At 61.9% G+C, this 22,437-nt stretch carries 25 protein-coding genes and 2 tRNA genes; 14 read left to right on the plus strand and 13 right to left on the minus strand.

Translation table 11 applies throughout. The features are described 5' to 3' along the window. Positions 1-585 precede the first annotated feature (585 nt). Complete coding sequence (locus NKJ20_RS23380) at positions 586-2,022, plus strand: multicopper oxidase family protein (RefSeq protein ID WP_352747306.1); 1,437 nt, start codon at positions 586-588, stop codon at positions 2,020-2,022. Between the two features lie 13 nt (positions 2,023-2,035). Further along, the gene (locus NKJ20_RS23385; protein ID WP_352743421.1) at positions 2,036-2,473 is read left to right on the plus strand and encodes a YqaA family protein; all 438 of its coding nucleotides are present in this window, start codon (positions 2,036-2,038) and stop codon (positions 2,471-2,473) included. A 126-nt stretch (positions 2,474-2,599) separates the two neighbouring features. On the opposite strand, the gene NKJ20_RS23390 is transcribed toward NKJ20_RS23385, so the two are convergent. The 4 genes from NKJ20_RS23390 to NKJ20_RS23405 form a co-directional block, all read right to left on the minus strand. Further along, positions 2,600-3,349 carry an amino acid ABC transporter ATP-binding protein gene (locus tag NKJ20_RS23390; RefSeq protein WP_031194215.1) on the minus strand — a complete coding sequence of 250 codons (750 nt, stop codon included), beginning with the start codon at positions 3,347-3,349 and terminating at the stop codon, positions 2,600-2,602. Between the two features lie 70 nt (positions 3,350-3,419). Continuing rightward, positions 3,420-4,577, minus strand: a complete 1,158-nt coding sequence (locus NKJ20_RS23395) for an amino acid ABC transporter permease (protein WP_352452782.1) — start codon at positions 4,575-4,577, stop codon at positions 3,420-3,422. Positions 4,578-4,581: 4 nt separating this feature from the next. Beyond that, a complete protein-coding gene (locus NKJ20_RS23400) occupies positions 4,582-5,769 on the minus strand; it encodes an amino acid ABC transporter permease (protein ID WP_352452783.1) in 1,188 nt (395 codons plus the stop codon). Positions 5,770-5,832: 63 nt separating this feature from the next. After that, positions 5,833-6,861: an amino acid ABC transporter substrate-binding protein gene (locus NKJ20_RS23405; protein ID WP_254820740.1), complete on the minus strand. Its 1,029-nt coding sequence runs from the start codon at positions 6,859-6,861 to the stop codon at positions 5,833-5,835. A 427-nt stretch (positions 6,862-7,288) separates the two neighbouring features. Here NKJ20_RS23405 and NKJ20_RS23410 point away from each other — a divergent pair, with 427 nt between their 5' ends. The 4 genes from NKJ20_RS23410 (at position 7,289) to NKJ20_RS23425 (ending at position 10,337) form a co-directional block, all read left to right on the plus strand. Further along, a complete protein-coding gene (locus NKJ20_RS23410; RefSeq protein ID WP_352743417.1) occupies positions 7,289-8,458 on the plus strand; it encodes a cystathionine beta-lyase in 1,170 nt (389 codons plus the stop codon). Between the two features lie 252 nt (positions 8,459-8,710). Next, positions 8,711-9,382, plus strand: a complete 672-nt coding sequence (locus tag NKJ20_RS23415; protein ID WP_023677637.1) for an RNA polymerase sigma factor — start codon at positions 8,711-8,713, stop codon at positions 9,380-9,382. A gap of 104 nt (positions 9,383-9,486) precedes the next feature. Beyond that, positions 9,487-10,011, plus strand: coding sequence for a DUF4142 domain-containing protein (locus NKJ20_RS23420; protein ID WP_352747308.1), 525 nt, complete (start codon positions 9,487-9,489; stop codon positions 10,009-10,011). A 14-nt stretch (positions 10,012-10,025) separates the two neighbouring features. Beyond that, positions 10,026-10,337: a cupredoxin domain-containing protein gene (locus NKJ20_RS23425; RefSeq protein ID WP_352747391.1), complete on the plus strand. Its 312-nt coding sequence runs from the start codon at positions 10,026-10,028 to the stop codon at positions 10,335-10,337. A gap of 107 nt (positions 10,338-10,444) precedes the next feature. Here NKJ20_RS23425 and NKJ20_RS23430 read toward each other — a convergent pair whose 3' ends face one another. The 3 genes from NKJ20_RS23430 to NKJ20_RS23440 form a co-directional block, all read right to left on the minus strand. Beyond that, the gene (locus NKJ20_RS23430; protein ID WP_352747310.1) at positions 10,445-11,665 is read right to left on the minus strand and encodes an anion transporter; all 1,221 of its coding nucleotides are present in this window, start codon (positions 11,663-11,665) and stop codon (positions 10,445-10,447) included. A 59-nt stretch (positions 11,666-11,724) separates the two neighbouring features. Further along, positions 11,725-11,801: transfer RNA gene (locus tag NKJ20_RS23435), tRNA-Arg, on the minus strand. Positions 11,802-11,851: 50 nt separating this feature from the next. Further along, positions 11,852-12,157: an ETC complex I subunit gene (locus NKJ20_RS23440; RefSeq protein WP_023677641.1), complete on the minus strand. Its 306-nt coding sequence runs from the start codon at positions 12,155-12,157 to the stop codon at positions 11,852-11,854. A gap of 160 nt (positions 12,158-12,317) precedes the next feature. Here NKJ20_RS23440 and NKJ20_RS23445 point away from each other — a divergent pair. After that, a tRNA-Pro gene (locus NKJ20_RS23445) sits at positions 12,318-12,394 on the plus strand. Between the two features lie 124 nt (positions 12,395-12,518). Here NKJ20_RS23445 and NKJ20_RS23450 read toward each other — a convergent pair. After that, entirely contained in the window at positions 12,519-13,346 is an 828-nt protein-coding gene (locus tag NKJ20_RS23450; RefSeq protein ID WP_352747313.1) for an alpha/beta fold hydrolase, read from the minus strand. A 130-nt stretch (positions 13,347-13,476) separates the two neighbouring features. On the opposite strand from NKJ20_RS23450, the gene NKJ20_RS23455 reads away from it, so the two are divergent. Continuing rightward, positions 13,477-14,505 carry a GlxA family transcriptional regulator gene (locus tag NKJ20_RS23455; RefSeq protein WP_352747316.1) on the plus strand — a complete coding sequence of 343 codons (1,029 nt, stop codon included), beginning with the start codon at positions 13,477-13,479 and terminating at the stop codon, positions 14,503-14,505. A 449-nt stretch (positions 14,506-14,954) separates the two neighbouring features. Here NKJ20_RS23455 and NKJ20_RS23460 read toward each other — a convergent pair whose 3' ends face one another. The 4 genes from NKJ20_RS23460 to NKJ20_RS23475 all read right to left on the minus strand — a co-directional run bounded on the left by NKJ20_RS23460 (position 14,955) and on the right by NKJ20_RS23475 (position 17,761). After that, positions 14,955-15,236 carry a hypothetical protein gene (locus NKJ20_RS23460; protein ID WP_352747319.1) on the minus strand — a complete coding sequence of 94 codons (282 nt, stop codon included), beginning with the start codon at positions 15,234-15,236 and terminating at the stop codon, positions 14,955-14,957. Between the two features lie 62 nt (positions 15,237-15,298). Then, the gene (gene hdaA, locus NKJ20_RS23465; RefSeq protein ID WP_352747321.1) at positions 15,299-16,000 is read right to left on the minus strand and encodes a DnaA regulatory inactivator HdaA; all 702 of its coding nucleotides are present in this window, start codon (positions 15,998-16,000) and stop codon (positions 15,299-15,301) included. A 5-nt stretch (positions 16,001-16,005) separates the two neighbouring features. Further along, positions 16,006-17,232, minus strand: coding sequence for an AI-2E family transporter (locus NKJ20_RS23470; protein WP_352747324.1), 1,227 nt, complete (start codon positions 17,230-17,232; stop codon positions 16,006-16,008). After that, positions 17,204-17,761 carry a CDP-alcohol phosphatidyltransferase family protein gene (locus NKJ20_RS23475; protein WP_023677645.1) on the minus strand — a complete coding sequence of 186 codons (558 nt, stop codon included), beginning with the start codon at positions 17,759-17,761 and terminating at the stop codon, positions 17,204-17,206. The genes NKJ20_RS23470 and NKJ20_RS23475 overlap by 29 nt, the downstream gene beginning before the upstream one ends. A gap of 200 nt (positions 17,762-17,961) precedes the next feature. On the opposite strand from NKJ20_RS23475, the gene NKJ20_RS23480 reads away from it, so the two are divergent. After that, a complete protein-coding gene (locus NKJ20_RS23480; protein ID WP_352747325.1) occupies positions 17,962-18,612 on the plus strand; it encodes a glutathione S-transferase family protein in 651 nt (216 codons plus the stop codon). Positions 18,613-18,706: 94 nt separating this feature from the next. Here NKJ20_RS23480 and NKJ20_RS23485 read toward each other — a convergent pair whose 3' ends face one another. Continuing rightward, the gene (locus tag NKJ20_RS23485; RefSeq protein WP_352743408.1) at positions 18,707-19,159 is read right to left on the minus strand and encodes a hypothetical protein; all 453 of its coding nucleotides are present in this window, start codon (positions 19,157-19,159) and stop codon (positions 18,707-18,709) included. 355 nt (positions 19,160-19,514) lie between these two features. On the opposite strand from NKJ20_RS23485, the gene NKJ20_RS23490 reads away from it, so the two are divergent. From NKJ20_RS23490 to NKJ20_RS23510, 5 genes are all read left to right on the plus strand, one after another. Then, positions 19,515-19,922 carry a hypothetical protein gene (locus NKJ20_RS23490; protein WP_352747328.1) on the plus strand — a complete coding sequence of 136 codons (408 nt, stop codon included), beginning with the start codon at positions 19,515-19,517 and terminating at the stop codon, positions 19,920-19,922. A 111-nt stretch (positions 19,923-20,033) separates the two neighbouring features. Then, positions 20,034-21,098, plus strand: coding sequence for a phosphoribosylformylglycinamidine cyclo-ligase (gene purM / locus NKJ20_RS23495; protein ID WP_023677649.1), 1,065 nt, complete (start codon positions 20,034-20,036; stop codon positions 21,096-21,098). Continuing rightward, complete coding sequence (purN, locus tag NKJ20_RS23500) at positions 21,095-21,802, plus strand: phosphoribosylglycinamide formyltransferase (protein ID WP_352747331.1); 708 nt, start codon at positions 21,095-21,097, stop codon at positions 21,800-21,802. The genes purM and purN overlap by 4 nt, the downstream gene beginning before the upstream one ends. A 59-nt stretch (positions 21,803-21,861) precedes the next feature. Continuing rightward, positions 21,862-22,149, plus strand: coding sequence for a type II toxin-antitoxin system ParD family antitoxin (locus NKJ20_RS23505; RefSeq protein WP_352457662.1), 288 nt, complete (start codon positions 21,862-21,864; stop codon positions 22,147-22,149). Beyond that, positions 22,142-22,435: a type II toxin-antitoxin system RelE/ParE family toxin gene (locus NKJ20_RS23510; RefSeq protein ID WP_352747333.1), complete on the plus strand. Its 294-nt coding sequence runs from the start codon at positions 22,142-22,144 to the stop codon at positions 22,433-22,435. Before NKJ20_RS23505 ends, NKJ20_RS23510 begins: the two co-directional genes overlap by 8 nt. Positions 22,436-22,437: the final 2 nt, after the last annotated feature.

The following is a 22,437-nucleotide window of genomic DNA, read 5'->3' on the forward strand; positions in this document are numbered from 1 at the left end:
AACGCGGCTGGCGCGCTTATGATCCGCGCCGACCGTACGCTGTTCAGGCAGGCCAATTTTCGTTGTAACCGACTGATCTGATGACGCCTGCCCGCAGCTCCGGAACTGTCAGTCTTATCATTGCGGCTCTCCTCTAGTGGGGTTGTTATGGGGCTTCCCATCACAGGAAGGTCAAGGGCTTTTGAGCCAGCCCAAATCATCGCTGTCGTGCCGAAGCAGCCCTCGAAATTTGCCCCTTGACCTTCCCGTGATGGGAACCTTTATCGTGTCGCAGTTACCCAGTTGGAGCTGCAAACCCATGAACGCTGTCGCTCATAACCCCAGCCGAGCCTGTTTCCGCTCCCGCGATTCAGATTGGGATCGAGGGCATGACCTCCGCCTCCTGTGTCGCCCGCTTGAAAGGCGCTGAAGACGGCGGCATGACGTGACCGAGGCTAGTGTCAACCTGGCTACGGAGCGTGCCACGTGAGTTACACCGCGTGCCGACGCGCGTGACCTTAATCTCGGAGACAACACATGGATCGACGCTGTTTTCTGGCCGCAGGCGTTGCCACGGTTCTCGCCAGCCCGCGCGCCATCGCCCAGATGAAGATGGACGAGATGCCCGGCATGGATATGGGGCACGCGGGCCACGACATGGGCGCGGCACCAAAAAGCGCGACCATGCTGCCTGAGGGCCAGGCGTTGCGCGAGTTGCCGCTGCTAGCCAATGAAGCCAATGCGCCCCGCCTGTTCAGAGCAAACCTCACGGCTGAACCCGCCATGGTTCGCTTTGCAGAAGGGCTCGACACGCCAATCCTTGGATACAATGGTATGAGCCCGGGGCCATTGATCGAGGTGACTGAAGGCGACCGTGTCGAGATTGCATTCACGAACCGAATTCCTGAAGAGACGAGCACCATCCATTGGCATGGCATGCCGGTTCCAGCTGACCAGGATGGCAATCCTATGGACCCCGTTGCGACGGGCACGGAGCGCACCTACAGCTTCGAACTGCCCGAAGGAAGCGCGGGGTCGTACTGGTATCATCCGCATCCGCACGGCAAGACGGCCGAGCAGGTCTATCGCGGACTTGCCGGCGCGTTCGTGGTCAAGCCGAAGGCGGACCCGATCCCGGCCGAGTATGGCGACACTGTGCTGATGTTCACAGACCTTCGCCTTGCCGCCGACGGCACCATGCCGGACAACACCATGGTCGATTTGATGAACGGGCGCGTCGGCGATCACGTGCTGGTCAATGGACAAAAAAATCCCGCGCTATCCGTCCCGTTTGGAACAAAGCGGCGATTTCGGTTCTACAACGCGACTAACGCGCGCTTTTTGCGGCTCTCCTTCGACGGCGCACCCATGACGATCATCGGCACCGATGGCGGTCTGCTGGAGGCGCCGGTGGCAGCCAAGGATGTCCTGCTCAGCCCGGCGGAACGCCTTGAACTGATCGTCTCGTTTGAGAAGCGCGGCCCCGTCACCCTGAGCACGCTCGACTACGATCGCGGCTGGATGGGCGCAGGCCGCCCCGCCGATGCAGGCCTGACATTGCTTACGGTCAATGTTTTGGACACGCCTGCAGAGACGTTTCCTCCGCTGCCGGAAAAGCTTCGACCAATTGCGCAACTTGGCACCCCTGCCGTCAGCCGGCGTTTCGTGTTCACCGAAACGACGACGATGAGCGCGACGGATATGCAGATGGGCTTCCTGATCAACAGCGCGGCGTTCGACATGGGCCGCATCGACGTGGTGTCGAAAACAGGACAGGTCGAGCTCTGGGAAATCGTCAACAAGGCCGACATGGACCATCCGTTCCATGTTCATGGGACGCAGTTCCAAGTGGTCGAGCACGAACGTGGTGGGCAGGTCTCGAAACCGGCCTATCTCGCCTGGAAGGACACGGTCAACGTGGCGCGCGGCGAAACGATGCGGCTTTTGCTGCGCCAGGATCGCCCCGGGCGGAGGATGTATCATTGCCACATCCTGGAGCACGAGCAGCTCGGCATGATGGGCGTCGTCGACGTGCAGGCCTAGCCGGTCGCTCGACGTGGCTGCACTGGCAATCTATGGCGCCCTGTTCACCAGCGCATTCCTAGCCGCAACCATCTTGCCGGTCTCGTCGGAAGTTGTGCTCGCCGGCTTGATCGCCGGCGGCCGTGGCGATCCGGTGCTACTGCTTGCGGTCGCCACAATCGGCAACACGCTCGGCTCGGTGGTGAACTGGACGCTGGGGCGTGGCATCGATACGCTGCAATCTAGGCGATGGTTTCCCATCACCCGTGAACGATACCAGCGGGCCAGCCGGAGCTTTCGCCGCTTTGGCGCGTGGCTGCTCCTATTCGCCTGGCTGCCGGTCGTCGGGGACGCCTTCACTGTCGCGGCAGGCGCGGCCCGCATGCATCTCGGCATATTCGTGATGCTTGTCGCATTGGGCAAGGCTGCACGATATGCGGCAATCGTCGCAGGATTGTGGGTGCTAAGATAATTGCTGATGCTCGCCATCGACCAAAGGGCAGATCCTCCCGAGCATCACCGCTCGTCGAATACGCGTAAGGCCCGAGCAAGACAGAGAGCCCGGTCCGCCGGTCTTGTCCCGAACCGGCGTACAGGATCAGTGCAGGATCTGCGACAGGAACAGTTTCGTGCGTTCATGGCGCGGGTGGTCGAAGAACTCGGCCGGCGTGTTCTGCTCGACGATCTGACCCTGATCCATAAAGATCACCCGGTTGGCGACTTTGCGCGCAAAGCCCATCTCGTGGGTGACGCAGAGCATGGTCATGCCTTCCTCGGCCAGCCCGACCATCGTCTCCAGCACTTCCTTGATCATTTCCGGATCGAGAGCCGAAGTCGGCTCGTCGAACAGCATGATGCGCGGGTTCATGCACAGCGAGCGGGCGATCGCCACGCGCTGTTGCTGGCCGCCGGAAAGCTGGCCGGGATATTTGTTGGCCTGTTCCGGAATCTTGACGCGCGTGAGGAAATGCATGGCGATTTCCTCGGCCTGCTTCCTCGGCATCTTGCGCACCCAGATCGGCGCCAGCGTGCAATTCTCCAGGATGGTCAGATGCGGAAACAGGTTGAAATGCTGGAACACCATGCCGACCTCGCGGCGCACCTCGTCGATCTTCTTCAGATCGTTGGTCAGTTCCTTGCCGTCGACTATGATCTTGCCCTTCTGGTGTTCCTCCAGTCGGTTGATGCAGCGGATCATCGTCGATTTGCCGGAGCCCGACGGGCCGCAGATGACGATGCGCTCGCCGCGCATCACCTTTAGATTGATGTCCTTCAGCACATGGAATTCGCCGTACCATTTGTGCATGGCAATGATGTCGATGGCGACATCGGTGGTGGAAATGTGCATCTTGGCGGCATTGACCTTGATCTCTTCCGCGCTGACGGCGTTTTCTATGGCCATGACAAGGTCCCCTTTTTTAGCGTTTGTGGCCGGTGTCGAGACGGCGTTCCGTGTACATTGAATAGCGCGACATGCCGAAGCAGAACAGCCAGAAGATGAAGGCCGCGAACACCAGGCCGGATCTGGCCGTCTGCGGCGTCGCCCAATTGGCGTCGGAGAAGTTCTGCTTGACGATGCCGAGGAGGTCGAACATCGAGATGACGATGACCAGGCTGGTGTCCTTGAACATGCCGATGAAGGTGTTGACGATGCCGGGAATGACCAGCTTCAGCGCCTGCGGCATGACGACCAGGCCCATCTTCTGCCAGTAACTGAGGCCGAGCGAATCGGCGCCCTCATACTGGCCTTTGGGGATCGCCTGCAGGCCGCCACGCACCACTTCGGCCATGTAGGCGGCGGCAAACAGCGACACGCCGATCAGCGCGCGCAGGAACTTGTCGAAGCTGACGCCGGCCGGCAGGAACAGCGGCAGCATCACGCTGGCAAAGAACAGCACCGTAATCAGCGGGATGCCGCGTACCGTCTCGATGAAGATCACGCACAGCAGCTTGACGATCGGCATGTTCGAGCGCCGGCCGAGCGCCAGCACGATGCCGATCGGCAGCGACACGGCAATGCCGACGAAGGACAGGCTGAGCGTCACCAGCAGCCCACCCCAACGCGACGTCTCGACATGCGGCAGGCCGAACATGCCGCCGACCAGCAGAACGAAGGCGACGACCGGCAGCGCCAGGAAGAGAAGAATGGCGTTCAGCCCTTTGCGCGGTACGCGCGGTATGAGCAAAGGCACCAGCAGTGCCACGAACAGGATGGCCACCACGATCGGCCGCCAACGCTCCTCGACAGGATAGGTGCCGAACATGAACTGGCCGAACTTGGCGTTGACGAAAGCCCAGCAGGCGCCGGTCCAGCCGTCCGACTGGATGCCGCCCTGCGCCACGGTGGCGCAGACCGTGCGGTCCGGTCCCGTCCACTGGGCGTTGATGAAAGCCCAATTGACGATCTGCGGCAGGATCATGGCAACCAGCGCGATGCCGACGATGGTCAAGATGGTGTCGCCCGTGGTGGCAATCAGGTTCTTGCGGATCCAGGCGGTGAGGCCACGCTCGCTCGACGGCGCCGGCTGCGCCAGCGTCATCTCCGTCCGCACCCAGGACATGTCGTGTTCCTGCATGGCCCTACCTCTCCACCAGCGCCATCCTGGCATTGACGACGTTCATGATCGCCGACGTGATCAGGCTGAGCGCGAGATAGACAGCCATCATGATCACCACGCCTTCGACCGCCTGCCCGGTCTGGTTCAAGACAGTGCCGGCAGTCGCCGTCAGGTCCGGATAGCCGATGGCGATGGCGAGCGAAGAGTTCTTGGTCAGGTTCAGATACTGGCTGGTCAGCGGCGGAATAACGATGCGCATCGCCTGCGGCACGACGACAAGCCTGAGGATCGATCCCGAGCGCAGCCCGAGTGCCGCGGCCGCCTCGGTCTGGCCCGTGCTGACGCCCCTGATGCCGGCGCGCACGATCTCGGCGATGAAGGCGGCCGTATAGCAGGACAACGCCAGATAGAGTGACAGGAACTCCGGTCTGACCTGAAAGCCACCGACCAGGTTGAAAGTCGATTGTTTCGGGAATTCGAAGCTCAGAGGAAAGCCGCTCAGCGCGTAGGCCAGCAGCGGCAGGCCGACGATCAACGCTATGGATGTCCAGAGCACCGGGAACGGCTGACCCGTCGCCATCTGCCGCTGCCGCGCCTTGCGGGCGACGAACCAGGCCATGGCAATGCCGAGGAGCAGGGCGACCAGGATCAGCCAGGAGCCCTCGCCCCAGACAGCGCGCGGAAAATAAAAGCCGCGCTGGTTGAGAAAGGAGCCGAACGGCAAATTGATGCTCTCGCGCGGTGGCGGCAGCACGGCGAGTACGCCGGAATACCAGAAGAAGATGACCAGCAGCGGCGGGATGTTGCGGAAGACCTCGACATAGACCGTGCAGATCTTCCTGATCAGCCAGTTGCGCGACAGTCGGCCGATGCCGACGATGAAACCGATGATGGTGGCGGTGATAATGCCGACGACGGCCACGATCACGGTGTTGATGAAGCCGACCAGGATGGCTCGGAAATAAGTCGAATCCGACGAATAAGCGATGGCGCTTTCGCTGATGTCGAAGCCGGCGCGGCCCTTGAGAAAGCCGAAGCCGGAAGCGATGTGCAAGCGCGTCAGATTGACGATGACGTTGTGGGTAACCCACCAGACCCCCGCTACCAGCAGGACGAGGACCAACGCTTGAAAGAATATACCGCGGACACGAGGATCATTGATGAAGGAACCGCGGCTTGGCTCCTCGCGAAGAACTTCCTGCGATGCCATTCGACAGTCCCCTGGAAAGAGAGACCGGAAGGCAGACGATCTGCCTTCCGGATCCATTTTCGATCAGCGGATCGGCGGAGCGTATTGCAGACCACCCTTGGTCCACAGCGCGTTGATGCCGCGCGCGATCTTCAGCGGGCTGCCCGAGCCGACATTGCGCTCGAACATCTCGCCGTAATTGCCGACGGCCTTGACGATGTTGACGACCCAGTCGTTAGAGACGCCGAGATCGGTGCCGATCTTGGTGTCGGCTTCCTGGCCGAGCACGCGCTTGATCTCGGGACTGTCCGAGTTCTTCATCTCGTCGACATTGGCCTTGGTGATGCCGAGTTCCTCGGCGTCGAGCAACGCGAAATAGGTCCACTTGACGATGTGGTACCATTGGTCGTCGCCCTGGCGTACAGCCGGCCCAAGCGGTTCCTTGGAGATGATCTCGGGCAACACGACGTGGTCGGCCGGCGCACCGAGCGTCAGGCGGATGCCATAGAGGCCCGATTGGTCGGTGGTGTATACGTCGCAGCGGCCGGCGTCATAGGCGGCGTTAACCTCTTCCAGCTTTTCGAAGACGACAGGATTGTACTCCATCTTGTTCGACTTGAAATAGTCGGCAAGGTTGAGCTCGGTCGTGGTGCCGCTCTGCACGCAGACCGCCGCGCCCGAAAGTTGCAGCGCCGAATTCACGCCCGGTAGCTTCTTGGCGTTGATCATGAAGCCCTGGCCGTCATAATAAGTCGTGCCGATGAAGTTCAGGCCGAGTGCGGTGTCGCGATTGATGGTCCAGGTGGTGTTGCGCGACAGGATGTCGATCTCGCCCGACTGCAGAGCGGTAAACCGCTCCTTGGCGCTGAGCGGCGTAAACTTCACCTTGGTGCCATCGCCGAACACGGCGGCCGCCACAGCGCGACAGAAGTCCGCGTCGATGCCTTGCCACTCACCCTTGTCGTCCGGCGCCGAGAAGCCGGCCAGACCGGTCGAGACGCCGCATTGGATGAAGCCCTTCGCCTTGACATCGTCGAGCGTGGCCGCCGAAGCCGCCGAAGCCGCGAATCCAAACGCGGCGGCGCCCAAAACGCCGATTGCAATGTGTTTCATGACCCACAGACCCTTTTCTGTTTTTTCCAGGCGAACCTGACTTTTTCCCGTGTGAACGCAGCTATGTATCCCGGCCCATTACCGGAATCCCGCATCGTAACCGACGCGCTGCCTCCCATTCACGAACAACATCGAAGGCGATTATTCCTGTGAGGTCAAGGGAAATGACCAAATCCGAAAGACTTTGAAAACCAACCGCCTGAAATGCCTGAAATTGCAGACAAACGCGCTCGCAAATTGGTCAGCGCGCCAATAAAGCCGGCAAAGTCGGACCGTGACTTGCCAAGCGCACCTGGCAGCCGTCCAGAGGATCTACGGCGCATTGCTGAATTGGCATATTCAAGACCTTGGCCTGGCGAGTGCGGTGCGGTTGCGCGGCCAATGCCGCCGCACTATGGCTAACGACTTACTCATGGGATAAAAAGCAATGGCAAAAGACGGCAGCGAGATGGGCATCAACACGCGGCTCGCCCATTCCGGCAACAACCCGCATGACTATTTCGGCTTCGTCAATCCGCCGGTCGTGCATGCCTCGACCGTGCTCTATCCCAATGCCGCGACAATGGCGGCGCGCAGCCAGAAATACACCTACGGCACGCGCGGCACCCCGACCACCGATGCGCTGACCAGCGCCATCGATGCGCTGGAAGGCTCCGCCGGCACGGTCGCGGTGCCGTCCGGCCTGGCGGCCGTGGTGCTGCCGCTGCTCGCCTTCCTGTCGGCCGGCGATCATCTGCTGATCGTCGATTCCGTGTATCATCCGACCCGCAATTTCGCCGACACGATGCTGAAGCGGCTGGGCATCGAGGTCGAATATTACGAGCCCCGCATCGGCGCCGGCATTGCGGCGCTGCTCAGGCCCAACACCAAGGTGGTACTCACCGAATCGCCGGCCTCCAACACCTTCGAGGTGCAGGACATACCGGCCATCGCCAAGGCAGCACACGCCGTCGGCGCCATCGTCATGATGGACAACACCTGGGCGACGCCGCTCTACTTTCGCCCGCTCGACCACGGCGTCGACATCTCGATCCACGCGGCGACGAAATACCCGGCCGGCCATTCCGACGTGCTGCTCGGCACCGTGTCGGCCAATGCGGACTGCTGGAAGCAGCTTTGCGAGACGTTCAACACGATGGGCTGCTGCGCGGGGCCGGACGACGTCTACCAGGTGCTGCGCGGCCTGCGCACCATGGGCGTGCGGCTGGAGCACCATCAAAAGAGCGCGCTTGCCCTCGCCGGCTGGCTGGAGGGCCAGCCGGGCGTGGCGCAGGTGCTGTATCCGGCGCTGCCCAGCCATCCCGACCATGATCTTTGGAAGCGCGACTTTTGCGGATCGAGCGGCATCTTCTCGATCGTTCTTGCGGGCGGTGGACAAAAGCAGCAGCACGCCTTCCTCGACGCGTTGAAGTTTTTCGGCCTCGGCTATTCCTGGGGCGGCTATGAGAGCCTTGCCGTGCCGGTATTCCTTGGCGACCGCACCATCGCCAAGGGCCCGTATGACGGGCCGCTGGTGCGCCTGCAGATCGGGCTTGAGGATGTCGGGGATTTGAAGGCCGACCTGGCGCGCGGGCTGGCGGCGGCCGCTGAGGCCTGAGCCAGCACCTTTCCAGACTGAGTCAGGAAATCGGCGTAACAGCCTGGAAAAATTGCGATCCTGAGCGATGTCATGGCGACCGATCAGCCGATGACACGGCGTCTACAAAATAGAGACGCCGGTGTGGTGGAGGCGTTAGAATAGCCTCTGCCGGCGCTTGAAACGGATCGAGGCCGGCCAGCGGATTGGTCGGGAACCTTTTGTCGGCCGATTCATCCAATGTCCGATGAGAAGCCTATCAGGAGATCGGCCATGCCTGCTGCGTTGACGGCAACGCCCGCCGCTTCCGGTGACATGCAGCTTGTCGGCCGCGCGCTGGCACGTGATGGCGATGCATTCCGCACCATCATCAAGACGCACAACCAAAGGCTCTACCGCATCGCCCGAGGCGTCGTGCGTAACGACAGCGAGGCCGAGGACATCGTCCAGGAGGCCTATGTCAGCGCCTTTGCCCATCTCGAGGCCTTTCGCGGCGATGCCTCGCTCGCCACGTGGCTATCGCGTATCGTCATCAACGAAGCGCTCGGCCGCTTGCGCAAAAGGCGGCGAATGGTAGCGATGCCTGAAAACCCGCAAGCCGAAATCATCCGGTTTCCCCTCAACCCGAGCGACGATCCGGAGCGGACGATGGCGCAACGGCAGATCCTTGAGCTTGTCGAACGGGCAACCGACAGTCTTCCCGATGTCTACCGGATGGTATTCGTGGCGCGCGTCATCGAGGGATTGAGCATCGAGGAAACCGCCGAACTGCTTGGCGTGCGACCAGAAACCATCAAGACCCGGCTGCACCGCGCCCGCGCGCTGGTGCGCAAGGCGCTGGACGACCAGATCGGCCCGGTGCTGCTCGACGCCTTTCCCTTCGCGGGCCGGCGCTGCGAACGGCTGACCAATGCCGTGATGCAGCGGCTTGGTCTTTCCGGATAGGCCGCGCCGATTTTCGCGGGAACGTTTGGCGGCGACCTGCATCCAATGAGCATCACTGAAAACGAAGCCCGATGCAGTTCCGCGTCGGGGCGAAGGAGAGCATCATGTTTATTCGACCGACCGCGGCACTGGCCGCATTTTTCCTGCTTAGCGCAGCGCCCTTGTCGCAAGCTGCCGACAAGCCGACCGATCCGCAGATCGCACATATCGCCTACACAGCGGGCGTGCTTGACGTCGAGGCGGCCAAGCAGGCGCTGAAGAAATCGAAAAACAAAGAGGTCGTGGATTTCGCCAAGGACATGGTGCGAGATCATGAGGCGGTCAACAAACAGGCTCTCGACCTGGTCAAGAAGCTCAAGGTCACGCCTGAGGATAATCCGACCAGCAAAGCGCTGACCAAGGCAGCGGCCGAGGAACGTGCCAAGCTTGCCAAGCTCAAGGGTGCGGCGTTCGACAAGGCCTATGTCACCAGCGAGGTGGCCTATCACAAGCAGGTCAATGGCGCGCTCGAAACACTGTTGATTCCGTCGGCCAGCAATGCCGAGCTGAAAAGCCTGCTGGAAACCGGCCTGAAAATATTCCAGGGCCACGAACAGCACGCCGAACACGTCGCCGGCATGCTGAAGTGAGGATTGGGCCGATGATGTCGAGGCGGCATCTGTGGGTTGCGCTGGCACTGGCCATGGGTGCCGCGCCGGCCAAGGCCGACACCATTGAGGTGACGATCGAGAAGCTTGTGTTTTCGCCGGCAAAGATCGAGGCGAAGGTCGGCGACACGATCAGGTGGGTGAACAAGGACGTGTTCGCCCACACGGCAACCGTCAACGGCGCCTGGGAAGTGATGATCCCGCCGAAGAAGGCAGCGAGCCTGACGGTGAAGAAGGCGGAATCGGTCGATTATTTCTGCCGCTTCCATCCCAACATGAAAGGCCATCTGACGGTGACGTCGCCCTGACTGGCTGATGCATGCCGCGCAAAAGTGTGCAGCGGTTTTGCGATAACGGCATGCATAAACAAGAGCCTAAAGCGCGCCGCATGAGGCTGGTCGAATGCGACGCGCTTTTAGGCCGCCAGCCATGCCGTCCCAACAAGAAGCGTGACCAGCGTCAACGGCAGGCCGACCTTGAAGAAGGCGATGAAGCCCAGCGGTTTGCCGGAGACCCGCGCGTGCTCGGCAACGATCAGATTGGCGACCGAGCCGAGCAGCGTGAAATTGCCGGCCAGCGTCGAGCTCATGGCGACGACCAGCCAGGCCCGCTCGGGGTTTTCCAGTCCGGGCACGAACGGCTTCAGCGCCAGCACGGCCGGGACATTGCTCATGATGTTGGATAGCACTGCGGTGAAGCCGGACAGCCGCCAGACATCATTCAGCCCGAGGTCCTTTGCCGAGGCGACGATGTCGGGCGTCAGCAGCGTCTTCTCCGCTCCGGCGACGACGATGAACAGCCCGGCGAACATGAACAGCAGCGGCCCATCGATCTCGCGATAGATGCGCTCAGGTTTGATGGCGCGGGTCAAAAGAAGAATGGCGCCGCCGATCAGCGCAGCCTTGGCAACGGGAACGCCGGCAAAGAAGGCGACCGCCAAACCGACACAGACGACCACCGCCTTCACCACCTGCCCCGGCAGCATGCGGCCGCGATAGACTTCGGGGCTGAGCTCGGCCTTGCGCGAAAATTCAGCGCGGTAGACGATGCGGATGATGCCGATGACGGCGACGAGGCCGAACGCCGCGACCGGCGCCAGCGCCGCCGAGAAGGCCGGATAGGAAATCCCCGACAGCGCGCCGATGACCATGTTCTGCGGATTGCCGGTGATGGTGGCGACGCTGCCGCAATTCGAGGCCGTGGCGGTGGCGATCAGATAGGGAACCGGGTTGCGGTTGATGACGCGGGTGACATGGACGACGATCGGCGCCATGACCAGGCAGATGGCGTCGTTGACCAGGAACGCCGACAGGACGCCGGTCAACAGCGTCACCATCACCAGCAGCATGAACGGCGCATGCGCATGCTCGATGGCGAAGCCGCCGAGCGCGCGAAAGGCGCCCGACACTTTCAGATGCGCCACGACGATCATCATGCCGAGCAGAAGCGTGATGGTGTCGAAGCTGATGGCGCGGTAGGCGTCCTCCATGTCGAGCGCGCCGATGGCGATCATCGCCGCACCGCCGAGCAGCGCGATCCCTGCCCGGTCGAGGCGCAGTCCGGGTATCCTGCCGATTGCGACGCCGGCATAGGTCAGGACCAGGATCAGCAATGCCGCCGCGCCCATCGCTGTCATGTGTTGGAAAATCCTGTGCGACTGGCGAGTGAACCTGTCCGGAATGGACCTGAAGATATTGGCGATCCCGACAGGATTCGAACCTGTGACCATCGGCTTAGAAGGCCGGTGCTCTATCCAGCTGAGCTACGGGACCGCTGGCCGGCCGCATGACCGGCGGATTGTGCCGGCAGGGCCGGCATAGGATCAATGCGTCCAGGGCGTCCTGCGGTCATAGCGGAAATTCTCCGCATAGGAAATCTGGCGGCGCTTGATTTCCTTCGGCTCCTCGACCCGAAAAGCCAGCCCTTCCTTCTCGGCATAGGCGACCGCCTCTTCTCTTGTGTCGAAGGTCAGCCTGATCTGGCTGCGCATGTCGCCGGACGTGGTGTAGCCCATCAGCGGATCGATCTTCTTGCGCTGCTCCGGATCGAATTCCAGCACCCAATAGCCGGTCTTGGCCTTGCCGGACTGCATCGCGGTTTTGGCTGGGCTGAAAATGCGGGCTGACATGACCACCTCATTGCTTGTTGCAAGCACACGACCCCGAGACCAGATTACTGTTCTCTGGCCATGCACTAGCCCGTCATTACTGCGCAATGCCGCCGGCAGCAAGGCCGATGGCTTTTTACGCTTGCTTTGGCGGGCTGAAATCACTAGGCAACAGACCGTTCGGAGTGTAGCGCAGCCTGGTAGCGCATCTGGTTTGGGACCAGAGGGTCGGGAGTTCGAATCTCTCCACTCCGACCATTCATCAAGCAAATCTCGTCGGCAGGGCAAGCGGATCACGCTCGAGCATGTCTCCCGTCGCCGGTCATGTTTAAGCGACGGACGGACAGCACGAGCCCGCGCTGCCCGTCCGACATGCAAGCCGTCAGCCCTGGATGAAGGCCAGCAGATCCGGATTGATGATCTCCGGATGCGTGGTGCACATGCCGTGCGGCAGGCCCTTGTAGACCTTGAGCGTGCCATGCTTCACCAGCTTGGCCGCAAGCAGCGCGGAATCGGCGATCGGCACGATCTGGTCGTCGTCGCCATGCATGATCAGGACGGGAACCTCGATCTTCTTGAGGTCGTCGGTGAAATCGGTCTCCGAGAACGCCTTGATGCAGTCGTAATGGGCCTTGGCGCCGCCCATCATGCCCTGGCGCCACCAGTTGTCGACGGCGCCTGGCGAGACCTTGGCGCCCTCGCGGTTGAAGCCATAGAACGGGCCGGCCGGCACATCCCTGTAGAACTGGGCGCGGTTCGCGACCAAAGCGGCGCGAAAGCCGTCGAAGACCTCGATCGGCAGGCCACCCGGATTGCTGTCGGTCTTGACCATGATCGGCGGCACGGCGCCGATCAGCACCGCCTTGGCAACGCGGCCGCCACCGCCATAAAGCGCGACGTAACGGGCCACCTCGCCGCCACCGGTCGAATGGCCGATGTGGATCGCATCCCTGAGATCGAGATGCGCCGCCAGCGCCGCAACGTCGGCGGCGTAGGTGTCCATCTCATTGCCAGTCGCGGTCTGCGACGAGCGGCCGTGGCCGCGGCGGTCATGGGCGATGACGCGGTAGCCCTTTTCGAGGAAGAACAGCATCTGGTTGTCCCAGTCGTCTGAGCTCAGCGGCCAGCCGTGATGGAACACGATCGGCTGGCCCTTGCCCCAGTCCTTGTAGAAAATCTCGGTGCCGTCATGGGTGGTGAATGTGCTCATCGTCCTACTCCTTGATGGAAAAGTCGGGGGGTAACAGGGAAGCTTTTAGCCCCTTCAGCTGGACAAATTATAACAGCGCGGCCAGGGTGAGCATTGGCAAAACGGACATTCAACGTGGCAAAACTGACAAATGACGGCTGCGCGTGATCTGATCGAAATCGGCCTTGTCTTGTATCCCGGCGTGCAGGAAGCGGCCGTGCTCGGCCTGACCGATCTTTTCATGCTGGCAAACCGGCTGGCTGTCGAGCGGTCGCCCGAGGCGGCGAGGCTTCGCGTCAGTCATTGGCAATTGGAGGACGCGGGCCACACCGTAGTCCGCACCTTCGACAGCGACCCCGGCGCCGACAATGAACCAGCCATGGTTATCCTCCCGCCGACCTTGGGAGATCCGATCGCTCGGGAAGCAGCCGCGCCCTATGCCGGCTGGCTCAGGGATCGCCACACGGCAGGCGCGACGCTCGGTTCGGTCTGTGCCGGCGCTTTCGTGCTTGCCGAAACCGGCCTGTTGTCCGGCCGTGCGGCGACGACGCACTGGGCTTATCGCGACGCGCTGGCGCTGCGCTTTCCAGACATCCTGCTCGACGCCGACAGGCTGGTCATCGACGATGCCGATATCATCACCGCCGGCGGCTACATGGCCTGGACCGACCTCGGCCTCAAGCTCGTGGACAGGGTGCTCGGGTCAACCGTGATGATGGACACGGCGCGTTTCATGCTGGTCGACCCGCCGGGCCGCGAGCAACGTTTTTACAGTCCGTTTGCGCCGCGACTGACCCATGGCGATGAAGCGATTCTCAAGGTGCAGCACTGGCTGCAGGCGAACGGCGCGCGCGATGTGACGCTTGGCGCCATGGCCGATCACACCGGGCTGGAGGAGCGGACTTTTCTGCGGCGCTTCCGCAGCGCCACCGGCCTCAAGCCGACCGAATATTGTCAGCACCTGCGGGTCGGCAAGGCGCGCGAGATGCTGGAAACCACGATGCGAGCGATCGACCAGATCGCCTGGGAGGTCGGCTATGACGATCCCGGCTCGTTCCGCAAGGTATTCGCCAGGATAACCGGCCTGGTGCCCGGCGACTATCGCCGGCGGTTTGGCGTGGAACGAGCGGTGCTTGGGGGAGACGATCGGTCTGAAACGGTACCGAGGCTAGAGCAATGACGGACCGACCAATCGCGACCTGCGATGAGTGCGGCAGCACGTATTTTTCCGGCAGCAGCGCAATGGCCAGTCTATGTGCCGAATGCGCATCTCTGCTCTATGGATATCCAAACTGCGAACATCATTTCGAAAGCGGCCGATGCACGGCCTGCGGATGGGACGGCTCTCGATCAAAATACGTCGCCGACATCATTTCCAGGCAAGACCGACAGCGTTGAGAATAGCGCTATCAGCTGGCGAGAAAATCTCACTTCAAGGCGACTGGTCGGATCGCCGCATATGGCAAGCTCGCCGGGAAGAGAACCCCAACCGCCCCATCTCCCGGCGAGCCTACAACCTGATTTGATACGCAATCAGGACCGGGATTAGCCGGCAAGCTCTTTGTTGCAAGACAGGTGCCAGTCTTTTTTCTCGAAATGGGACACAGACGGAAGTGAGCTCCCTGATGTTCACGCCGAGGCTTTTTGCCTGATGTGCCGGATCAGTCGAATTCCTGAAATCAGCAGTAATGCGCCTCCGACTTCCACGACCAGGATCACGGCCGAGCCCCAGGGAATAGCTGGCCAAAACTCCGAAAAGGCTTGCCTGAGCCAGGTGATATGAGCAGGCTCCTCGCCGTAAGCCCTGAGCATCAAGTCCGCGTAATCGAACATCTCTTTGACCACGATCGCCGACCAGAACAGCGATGAGACAAACCATATCAGTGCGATTCGTCTGACGATCGGGCTCATTCCAATACCTACTGTCAAAAAGATCGACTTGATTAGCACACCCGCCAAACGAGATCATCCCGCTATATCTCGAACTCGCCCTGCCCTTCGTCCATGGCGCTGACGGTCTCGGCTGCCAGGGCGCGGGTGATCGGCGTCTTGCGCTCGAGCGCGGTGCGGTCGAGCCGCTCGACCACGCGCATGGCGGTGGCCAGCGAGCGTTCGATGCGGCGCACCAGATATTGCACGACATGCGGCTCGACCTCGACCTGGCGGTCGGTGAACAGCTTTGTGATGACGCCGGCCAGCAGAAGATCGTCGGGTTCGTGGATCTCGACGGTCGCCGCCGCCTTCAGCCGCGACGCCAGGTCGGGCAGCCTGACGCCCCAGGCGGACGGGAAGCGCCGCGCCGTCAACAGCAAGCTCGAGCCGGCGCCGCGCACCGCGTTGATTAGGTGGAAAAGGCCGTGCTCATCGATCGGTTCGGCGTCGATATCGTCGATCAGGGCCGGATGCGGACCGAGGTTTTCGATGCAGTCGCCGATGCGGCCGGCCTCCACTTTCACCGCGTCGGCGCGGGTCCGCCAGATCGAGGCCAGATGGGTTTTCCCCGAGCCGGCCGGCCCGGCCAGCACAACGACCGGCGACGGCCAGTCCGGCCAGCGGTCGACAAGCGCCGCCGCCTGGCTGTTGGTGCTGGAGACGACGAGCTCGTCGCGCGAATAGCCGGTGCCGTGGCCTAGATCGAGCGGCAATTGACGCGGCGGATCGATCTTGTCCGGCATCTGGCTCAACCGCGCGCGCCCCCGCGGCGCCGCACCTGCAGCGGCGGCACCGGCTCGTCGGCATGGCCCTTGTAGAGCGGCGATTCGAGATAGCGGGCGATGGCGAAACGCACCAGAACGGCAACGGCGGCGGAAGCCGGCACGGCAATCAGCAGGCCGACGAAGCCGAACAGCGCGCCGAAGGCAAACAGCGCAAACATCAGCCATACCGGATGCAGGCCAACGCTTTTGCCGACCAGCCTTGGCTGCAGGATGTTGCCCTCGATGAACTGGCCGACGAAGAACACACCGGCCACCGCTGCGATCATGGTCCAGTCCGGCCAGAACTGGACGAAGGCGACGCCGACGGCCAGCACCAGGCCGGTCAGCGAGCCGACATAGGGGATGAAGGAGATCAGCCCGGCGAACAGACCGATGAGGATGCCGAAATTTAGGCCCGTCAGTGTCAGGCCGGTGGCATACATGGCGCCGAGCACCAGGCACAGCGTGCCCTGGCCGCGCACGAAGCCGGCGGTCGCCGTGTTGATGTCCCTGGCGATCGTCCTGACGGTCTTGACATAGTCGCGCGGCACCCAGCTGTCGACGATTGCCACCATGCGGTCCCAGTCGAGCAGCATGTAGAAGGCGACGACCGGCGTCACGACGAACAGGCTGACCACCGAGACCAGCGCCACACCGGAGCTCCAGATCGAGGTGAAGACGGTGGTCAGGAGGCCGAAGCCGGAGGTCAGCAGCGAGTTCAGGCCTTCGCGCAGGCCGTTGGCGTCGACGCCGAATTTCTCTTCCAGCCATTTCGGGTCGAAGCTGGTGATAAGGCTCTGCAGCCGGGTCAGATAGTCCGGCAGCTTGCTGGCGAAATCAGCCATCTGCGAGGCAAGTACCGGAACCAGGATGACGACGGCCAGCACCAGGACGACGATAAAGGCGATGAGGATGACCACCGTCGCCATCAGCCTGGACAGGCCGAGCCGCTCCAGCCGGTCGGCGACAGGGTCGAGGAAATAAGCGAGCACCATGCCGGCGACGAAGGGCAGAAGGATGCCGCTGAAGACATAAAGGAAGACGGCGAGGATGATGGCGCTGACCAGCCAGAAACGGATCTGCCGGCGAAACGACGCCGATGCCGCAGCCTCCGCTGCCGCGGCTTCAGCCTCGGCGTCGATGGACCGTTCGTCAGGTGCCCGGTGGTCAGGTGCCCCGTGTTCAGGTGCCGGGTGTGGAGCCTTCGCCATAGCCGCTCATATGCCTCAGCCAAGCCACGAGATAGGCCGCGGCCGAAGCCACGGTCAAGACCCCGGACAGCAATATGAGGGCCGGCCTCAGCGGATCGAGACGGATGTCGAAGGCGAGTTCGCCCAACACCACTGCCGCCAGCACGATCTGGATCGCGGTGTTGGCCTTCGACACCAGGAGCGGCTTCATCTCGACCGGATGCGCCATGACGGTGGATAAAAGCACGGCGCAGACGATCAGTGCGTCGCGCGACACCATGGTAACGACCAGCCACAGCGGCAGTTCGCCGCTGAAGCCCAGGACCACGAAAACCGAGACCAGCAGCAGCTTGTCGGCCATCGGATCGAGATAGGCGCCGAGCCTGGAAAACTGGTTGAAATGACGGGCGATGAAGCCGTCGACGCCGTCGGAAATGCCGGCAATGAGGAAGCCGGCAAAGGCCCAGTCCCAGCGTTCCTGCAGCATGGCCAGCACCACGGCCGGCACCAGCACGAAGCGCATGATCGTGATCATGTTGGGGATGGTCAAACGCATATCCCGTCGCTCTTGTTTGTCGATACATGATGGAGATGGAGGGTTACGGCAAGTGAGAAGCGACACAGAAGCTGCCAATCTCCCCACGAGGGCGCCAGCAATGAAATAGGTCAAGACCGATGTCGATTTCGGGGAGGCTCATTCGTCTCACGATAGGAAGCCGAGGAAATTTGCCCAGCAAGGAAACGGACGCGATGACAATCACTATCACAGCATTTGAACGATCGCCCGATGGCGGCAAGGGACTGGCGCGCGAAACGCGCGTTCGCTGGGCGCTCGAAGAAGTGGGGCAGCCGTATGAGGTTCGTCTTGTTTCCTTCGCAGAGATGAAGGCGCCTGGCCATCTGGCCATCCATCCCTTCGGCCAGATCCCCACCTATGAGGAAGGTTCTCTCTCGCTGTTCGAAACCGGCTCGATCGTCTTTCACCTTGCTGAGCAGCATGCGGGATTGCTGCCGAAGGATCGCAATGCCCGCGCGCGTGCGATCACGTGGATGTTTGCCGCACTTAACACCGTCGAGCCGCCGATCCTCGAATTAACGACGGCAAGAATATTCGAACGTGACAAGCCTTGGAGCGAGGAGCGCTTGCCGTTGGTAAAGGACCGTGTTCGCGCTCGGCTGGACAAACTCTCGGCCCACTTGGGCGTCGCCGACTGGCTCGATGATACGTTCAGCGCAGGCGATTTATTGATGGTATCGGTGCTGCTGCGACTAAGAATGTCAGGCATTTTGGACGAATATCAAAACTTGGCTGCCTATGTAGCGCGCGGGGAAGCTCGGCCGGCTTATATCCGGGCTTTCGCCGCGCAATTTGCAATCAACGCAGAGGTGCGTGAAGAATAGCCAGCGTTGAACTAACCAAATGGAAGCGAGCCCGAAGCGCGCTATCCTTTGGCCGTTAGGAAACAAGGCGCGCTGTGGATGGACTAATAGGCCGCTAGCAAGGCACGATGCGCAACAGAGAGGGAGTGGAACCTTGTCTTTGGCCGTTGGCGAAGCGCGTAAGTATCTCGATACATTCATGACGGGACATGGCTTTCGCCGCATCCGGAAAGGCGTCTTCGAAGTCGACCGGGGCGACGATATCAGCCTGATTCTCGAAGAGGCCTTTACTGCAAGCTATGGCGATGTTCATTTGAACATGCTCGTTTACCTGGACTTTCTTACCGTCAGGCCGTTGCTTGAAAGGCTGTACGGCAAAAAATGGATCTGGCCCGGACTGTCGCAGTTTCATCCTGAAACGATATTTAACAATGAGCTGAAAGCTTATGCTCGTTACTTCGAGCACCTTGACCAGACGAGCATAGACAGGTTGCTGGGGAAATATGTCGAGCTGGCGCGACGGATCAGCGCTCAGAACCCGGACCTCGCCAGTTACGTCGCCGGACATAGCGAGTTGCTCGACAAACCTTACGAATTCACACAGCCCTTCGCAGTTCGAATTCCTCGCGCTGATTGCCTGCGAAATCGAACTTGGGCACTACGAGCGGGTAAAGCAGGCTGTGCACTGGATTCGAACGAACAATGGCGGAATAGCGCTGAGCGGCTACGCCAAGGCACAACTCGACCGCGTCGACATGGTTCTGGCGGAACGAGAGAGGCGTCCATAAGGGGGGCAGCTTGGGCGACTGTCCACTCCTTTGTCGAGCCAAGACCGTCTGATCCCGCCGTCATCCTTGCGAGGTGCGGCCGTTCATGCGAAGAGCCCGTGAAGCGACAGCCTATTTCCCCACTGCTGAATGACGATGGCGCAGAGAATCACAATCGCTTGGCGAGTAACGCTTTGTTATCTGGCCGGACTGACAGAAAGTCTTTTGGTCTTCGCATTTTTCGGAGCCCCGCACCGCAAGGTGGCGACGCAAGATCTCCTGTGGGCCTTCGCTCTTGAGCTGGCCGTGGGCGTGGTCGTCTCTTGGCCCCTCTGGCTGACCGCCGCTGTCGTCGCGTTCGTTTTCTCAAGATCAGTCGTTGTAAATCCAGGTCTGTGGGCTGCCGCGGCGGCTTTGCTCGCCGCCGGCTTCTCGTATGGAACTCAGCCCTTCGACGGTGAGATCAGGTCTCTTGCCACCGTCGGTGGCCTCGCCGCAATTCTGGCAGGGATTTCTTTTTACTGTTGGAGTGTATCACGCCCGGTTCCCGCGGCATCCAACTGAAAACACCATTAATCGCGCGCTTGCCTTGCGGGGCAAAACCGTTCATGCGAAGAGCCCGCACGCGAGTGAAAACAGCGACAGGCAAGCGCAACAGATGAGCAGGCGCCGGAAATGAGCAAGCGCAAGAACGGGCTCACCTATGCCGAAGCGGGCGTCGACATCGATGCCGGCAACCTCATGGTCGAGAAGATCAAGCCGCTGGTGCGCGCCACCCGCCGGCCGGGCGCCGATGGCGAGATCGGCGGCTTCGGCGGCCTGTTCGACCTCAAGGCAGCCGGCTTCACCGATCCGGTGCTGGTCGCCGCCAATGACGGCGTCGGCACCAAGCTGAAGATCGCCATCGACGCCGGCAAGCATGACACGATTGGCATCGACCTGGTCGCCATGTGCGTCAACGACATCGTCGTGCAGGGCGCCGAGCCGCTGTTCTTCCTCGACTATTTCGCCACCGGCAAGCTCGATCCCGACCAGGGTGCTTCGATCGTCGGCGGCATCGCCGAGGGCTGCCGGCAGGCCGGTTGCGCGCTGATCGGCGGCGAGACGGCGGAAATGCCCGGCATGTATCACGACAAGGATTATGACCTTGCCGGCTTTGCCGTCGGTGCCGCCGAACGCGGCCAGCTGCTGCCGACCGACGACATCGTCGAAGGCGACGTGCTGCTCGGCCTTGCCTCCTCGGGCCTGCATTCGAACGGCTTTTCGCTGGTCCGCCGCATCGTCGCGGTAAGCGGCCTTGGCTGGGGCGATCCGGCGCCGTTCAATGACGAGGCGACGCTGGCCGAGGCGCTGCTCGAGCCGACGCGCATCTACGTCAAGTCGATCCTCAAGGCGATCCGCAACACGCATGGCATCAAGGCGCTGGCCCATATCACCGGCGGCGGCTTTCCCGAAAATATCCCGCGCGTTCTGCCCAAGGATTTTTCGGCCGAGCTCGATCTCGGCGCCATCGAGGTACCGCCGGTGTTCTCATGGCTGGCCAAGACCGGCGGCGTCGCGCCGGAAGAGATGATGCGGACCTTCAATTGCGGCATCGGCATGATCCTGGTCGTCGCCTCCGGCCAGGCGGCGCAGGTCGCTGCCGTTCTGCAGGAGGCCGGCGAGACGGTGACGCCGATCGGCCAGATCGTGCCGCGCCGCGATGCCGGCGTCATCTATCGGGGCTCGATTGGCCTATGACCAGGAAACGGACGGTCGTACTGATCTCGGGGCGCGGCTCCAACATGACGGCGCTGGTTGCGGCGGCGAGCAACCCGGCCTATCCGGCCGAGATCGTCGGCGTCATCTCCGACCGCGCCAATGCCGCCGGCCTTGGCATCGCCGCGGCGCGCGGCATCGCCACCAGAGTGATTTCGCGCTCCGACTATGCCAGCAAGCAAGCGCATGACGAGGCGATCGATGCGGCCCTCTTATCGTTCGGCGCCGAGATCGTCGCGCTGGCCGGCTATATGCGCATCCTCGGCGCGCGCTTCGTGGACAAGTGGCAGGGCCGCATGATCAATATCCACCCTGCCCTGCTGCCTGCCTTCAAGGGGCTGGATACGCATGCGCGGGCGTTGCGCGCGGGCATGCGCATCCATGGCTGCACGGTGCATTTCGTCACGCTCGACATGGATGACGGGCCGATCATCGCCCAGGCCGCCGTGCCGGTGATGGTCGGCGACAATGAGGACACGCTGGCCGCGCGCGTGCTCAAGGCCGAGCACCAGCTCTATCCGCTGGCGCTGGGGCTGGTCGCCGAAGGCAAGGCGCGGATGGAAGGCGGCCGCACGGTGTTTTCGCGCTTCGCCGACGATGCCGACAACGCCACGTCGGTGGTGATCGCGCCCGACCCGATGCGCGAAGAGACCGATCTCGAGCACCTGGCGCGGATAACGCCGTAAGAGTCAGTTCTTGAATTTGGTAGCAAATTTTGCTACCGTTTTCGTGAGGAGACGGCTTGATGGCGACAGTCGAAAAAGTCAGCGTAGCGCTTTCCCCGGAACTGCTGGACATGGTCAAAGGCGCGGTGGCCAGCGGGCAGTACGGTTCGGCAAGTGAAGTGATCCGCGAGGCACTGCGCGAATGGCGGCTTCGCCAGCCCTTGCGCGAGGCCGAAGCGGAGCGGTTGCGGAAAGCCTGGACGGAAGGGCTGGAGAGCGGTCCGTTTGCGCCGTTCGACATCGAGGACATAAAACAGAAAGCCCGCAGCCGGTTGGGCAACACCAGCAAAAACCGGCGGAATGGCTGACATCCGCATTGTCCACAGCCCGGCGGCAGGAGACGACCTGATCGATATTTGGTTTGGCATTGCAAGGGACAACCCGCTTGCCGCGGACCGCTTTTTGGATGCTATTGCCGAGCGCATCGTGCAATTGGGCACATTCCCGGAATCCGGTCCCAAGAGGCCCGACATCGCTGCCGAGGTGCGGGCGTTGACGATCGGCAACTATCTCGTGCTTTATCGCCTGGCCGAACAGCGCGTCGAGATCGTCCGCGTCGTGCATGGCGCACGCGACGCTTCGGCCTTATTTTGAAT

The organism is Mesorhizobium sp. M0185, from assembly GCF_040322175.1.
Lineage (GTDB): Bacteria > Pseudomonadota > Alphaproteobacteria > Rhizobiales > Rhizobiaceae > Mesorhizobium.

What these genes read in the sequence shown, in the direction of transcription:
- purN (WP_352747331.1), top strand. Translation starts at nt 21,095, where the DNA reads ATGACCAGGAAACGGACGGTCGTACTGATCTCGGGGCGCGGCTCCAAC.
- NKJ20_RS23450 (WP_352747313.1), bottom strand. Translation starts at nt 13,346, where the DNA reads ATGAGCACATTCACCACCCATGACGGCACCGAGATTTTCTACAAGGAC.
- NKJ20_RS23410 (WP_352743417.1), top strand. Translation starts at nt 7,289, where the DNA reads ATGGCAAAAGACGGCAGCGAGATGGGCATCAACACGCGGCTCGCCCAT.
- hdaA (WP_352747321.1), bottom strand. Translation starts at nt 16,000, where the DNA reads ATGCCGGACAAGATCGATCCGCCGCGTCAATTGCCGCTCGATCTAGGC.
- NKJ20_RS23480 (WP_352747325.1), top strand. Translation starts at nt 17,962, where the DNA reads ATGACAATCACTATCACAGCATTTGAACGATCGCCCGATGGCGGCAAG.
- NKJ20_RS23455 (WP_352747316.1), top strand. Translation starts at nt 13,477, where the DNA reads ATGACGGCTGCGCGTGATCTGATCGAAATCGGCCTTGTCTTGTATCCC.
- NKJ20_RS23510 (WP_352747333.1), top strand. Translation starts at nt 22,142, where the DNA reads ATGGCTGACATCCGCATTGTCCACAGCCCGGCGGCAGGAGACGACCTG.
- NKJ20_RS23380 (WP_352747306.1), top strand. Translation starts at nt 586, where the DNA reads ATGAAGATGGACGAGATGCCCGGCATGGATATGGGGCACGCGGGCCAC.
- NKJ20_RS23400 (WP_352452783.1), bottom strand. Translation starts at nt 5,769, where the DNA reads ATGGCATCGCAGGAAGTTCTTCGCGAGGAGCCAAGCCGCGGTTCCTTC.
- NKJ20_RS23470 (WP_352747324.1), bottom strand. Translation starts at nt 17,232, where the DNA reads ATGGCGAAGGCTCCACACCCGGCACCTGAACACGGGGCACCTGACCAC.
- NKJ20_RS23485 (WP_352743408.1), bottom strand. Translation starts at nt 19,159, where the DNA reads ATGTCCGGCGACGTAACTGGCGAGGTCCGGGTTCTGAGCGCTGATCCG.
- NKJ20_RS23490 (WP_352747328.1), top strand. Translation starts at nt 19,515, where the DNA reads ATGGCGCAGAGAATCACAATCGCTTGGCGAGTAACGCTTTGTTATCTG.
- NKJ20_RS23415 (WP_023677637.1), top strand. Translation starts at nt 8,711, where the DNA reads ATGCCTGCTGCGTTGACGGCAACGCCCGCCGCTTCCGGTGACATGCAG.
- NKJ20_RS23395 (WP_352452782.1), bottom strand. Translation starts at nt 4,577, where the DNA reads ATGCAGGAACACGACATGTCCTGGGTGCGGACGGAGATGACGCTGGCG.
- NKJ20_RS23460 (WP_352747319.1), bottom strand. Translation starts at nt 15,236, where the DNA reads ATGAGCCCGATCGTCAGACGAATCGCACTGATATGGTTTGTCTCATCG.
- purM (WP_023677649.1), top strand. Translation starts at nt 20,034, where the DNA reads ATGAGCAAGCGCAAGAACGGGCTCACCTATGCCGAAGCGGGCGTCGAC.
- NKJ20_RS23505 (WP_352457662.1), top strand. Translation starts at nt 21,862, where the DNA reads ATGGCGACAGTCGAAAAAGTCAGCGTAGCGCTTTCCCCGGAACTGCTG.
- NKJ20_RS23425 (WP_352747391.1), top strand. Translation starts at nt 10,026, where the DNA reads ATGTCGAGGCGGCATCTGTGGGTTGCGCTGGCACTGGCCATGGGTGCC.
- NKJ20_RS23430 (WP_352747310.1), bottom strand. Translation starts at nt 11,665, where the DNA reads ATGACAGCGATGGGCGCGGCGGCATTGCTGATCCTGGTCCTGACCTAT.
- NKJ20_RS23405 (WP_254820740.1), bottom strand. Translation starts at nt 6,861, where the DNA reads ATGAAACACATTGCAATCGGCGTTTTGGGCGCCGCCGCGTTTGGATTC.
- NKJ20_RS23440 (WP_023677641.1), bottom strand. Translation starts at nt 12,157, where the DNA reads ATGTCAGCCCGCATTTTCAGCCCAGCCAAAACCGCGATGCAGTCCGGC.
- NKJ20_RS23390 (WP_031194215.1), bottom strand. Translation starts at nt 3,349, where the DNA reads ATGCACATTTCCACCACCGATGTCGCCATCGACATCATTGCCATGCAC.
- NKJ20_RS23420 (WP_352747308.1), top strand. Translation starts at nt 9,487, where the DNA reads ATGTTTATTCGACCGACCGCGGCACTGGCCGCATTTTTCCTGCTTAGC.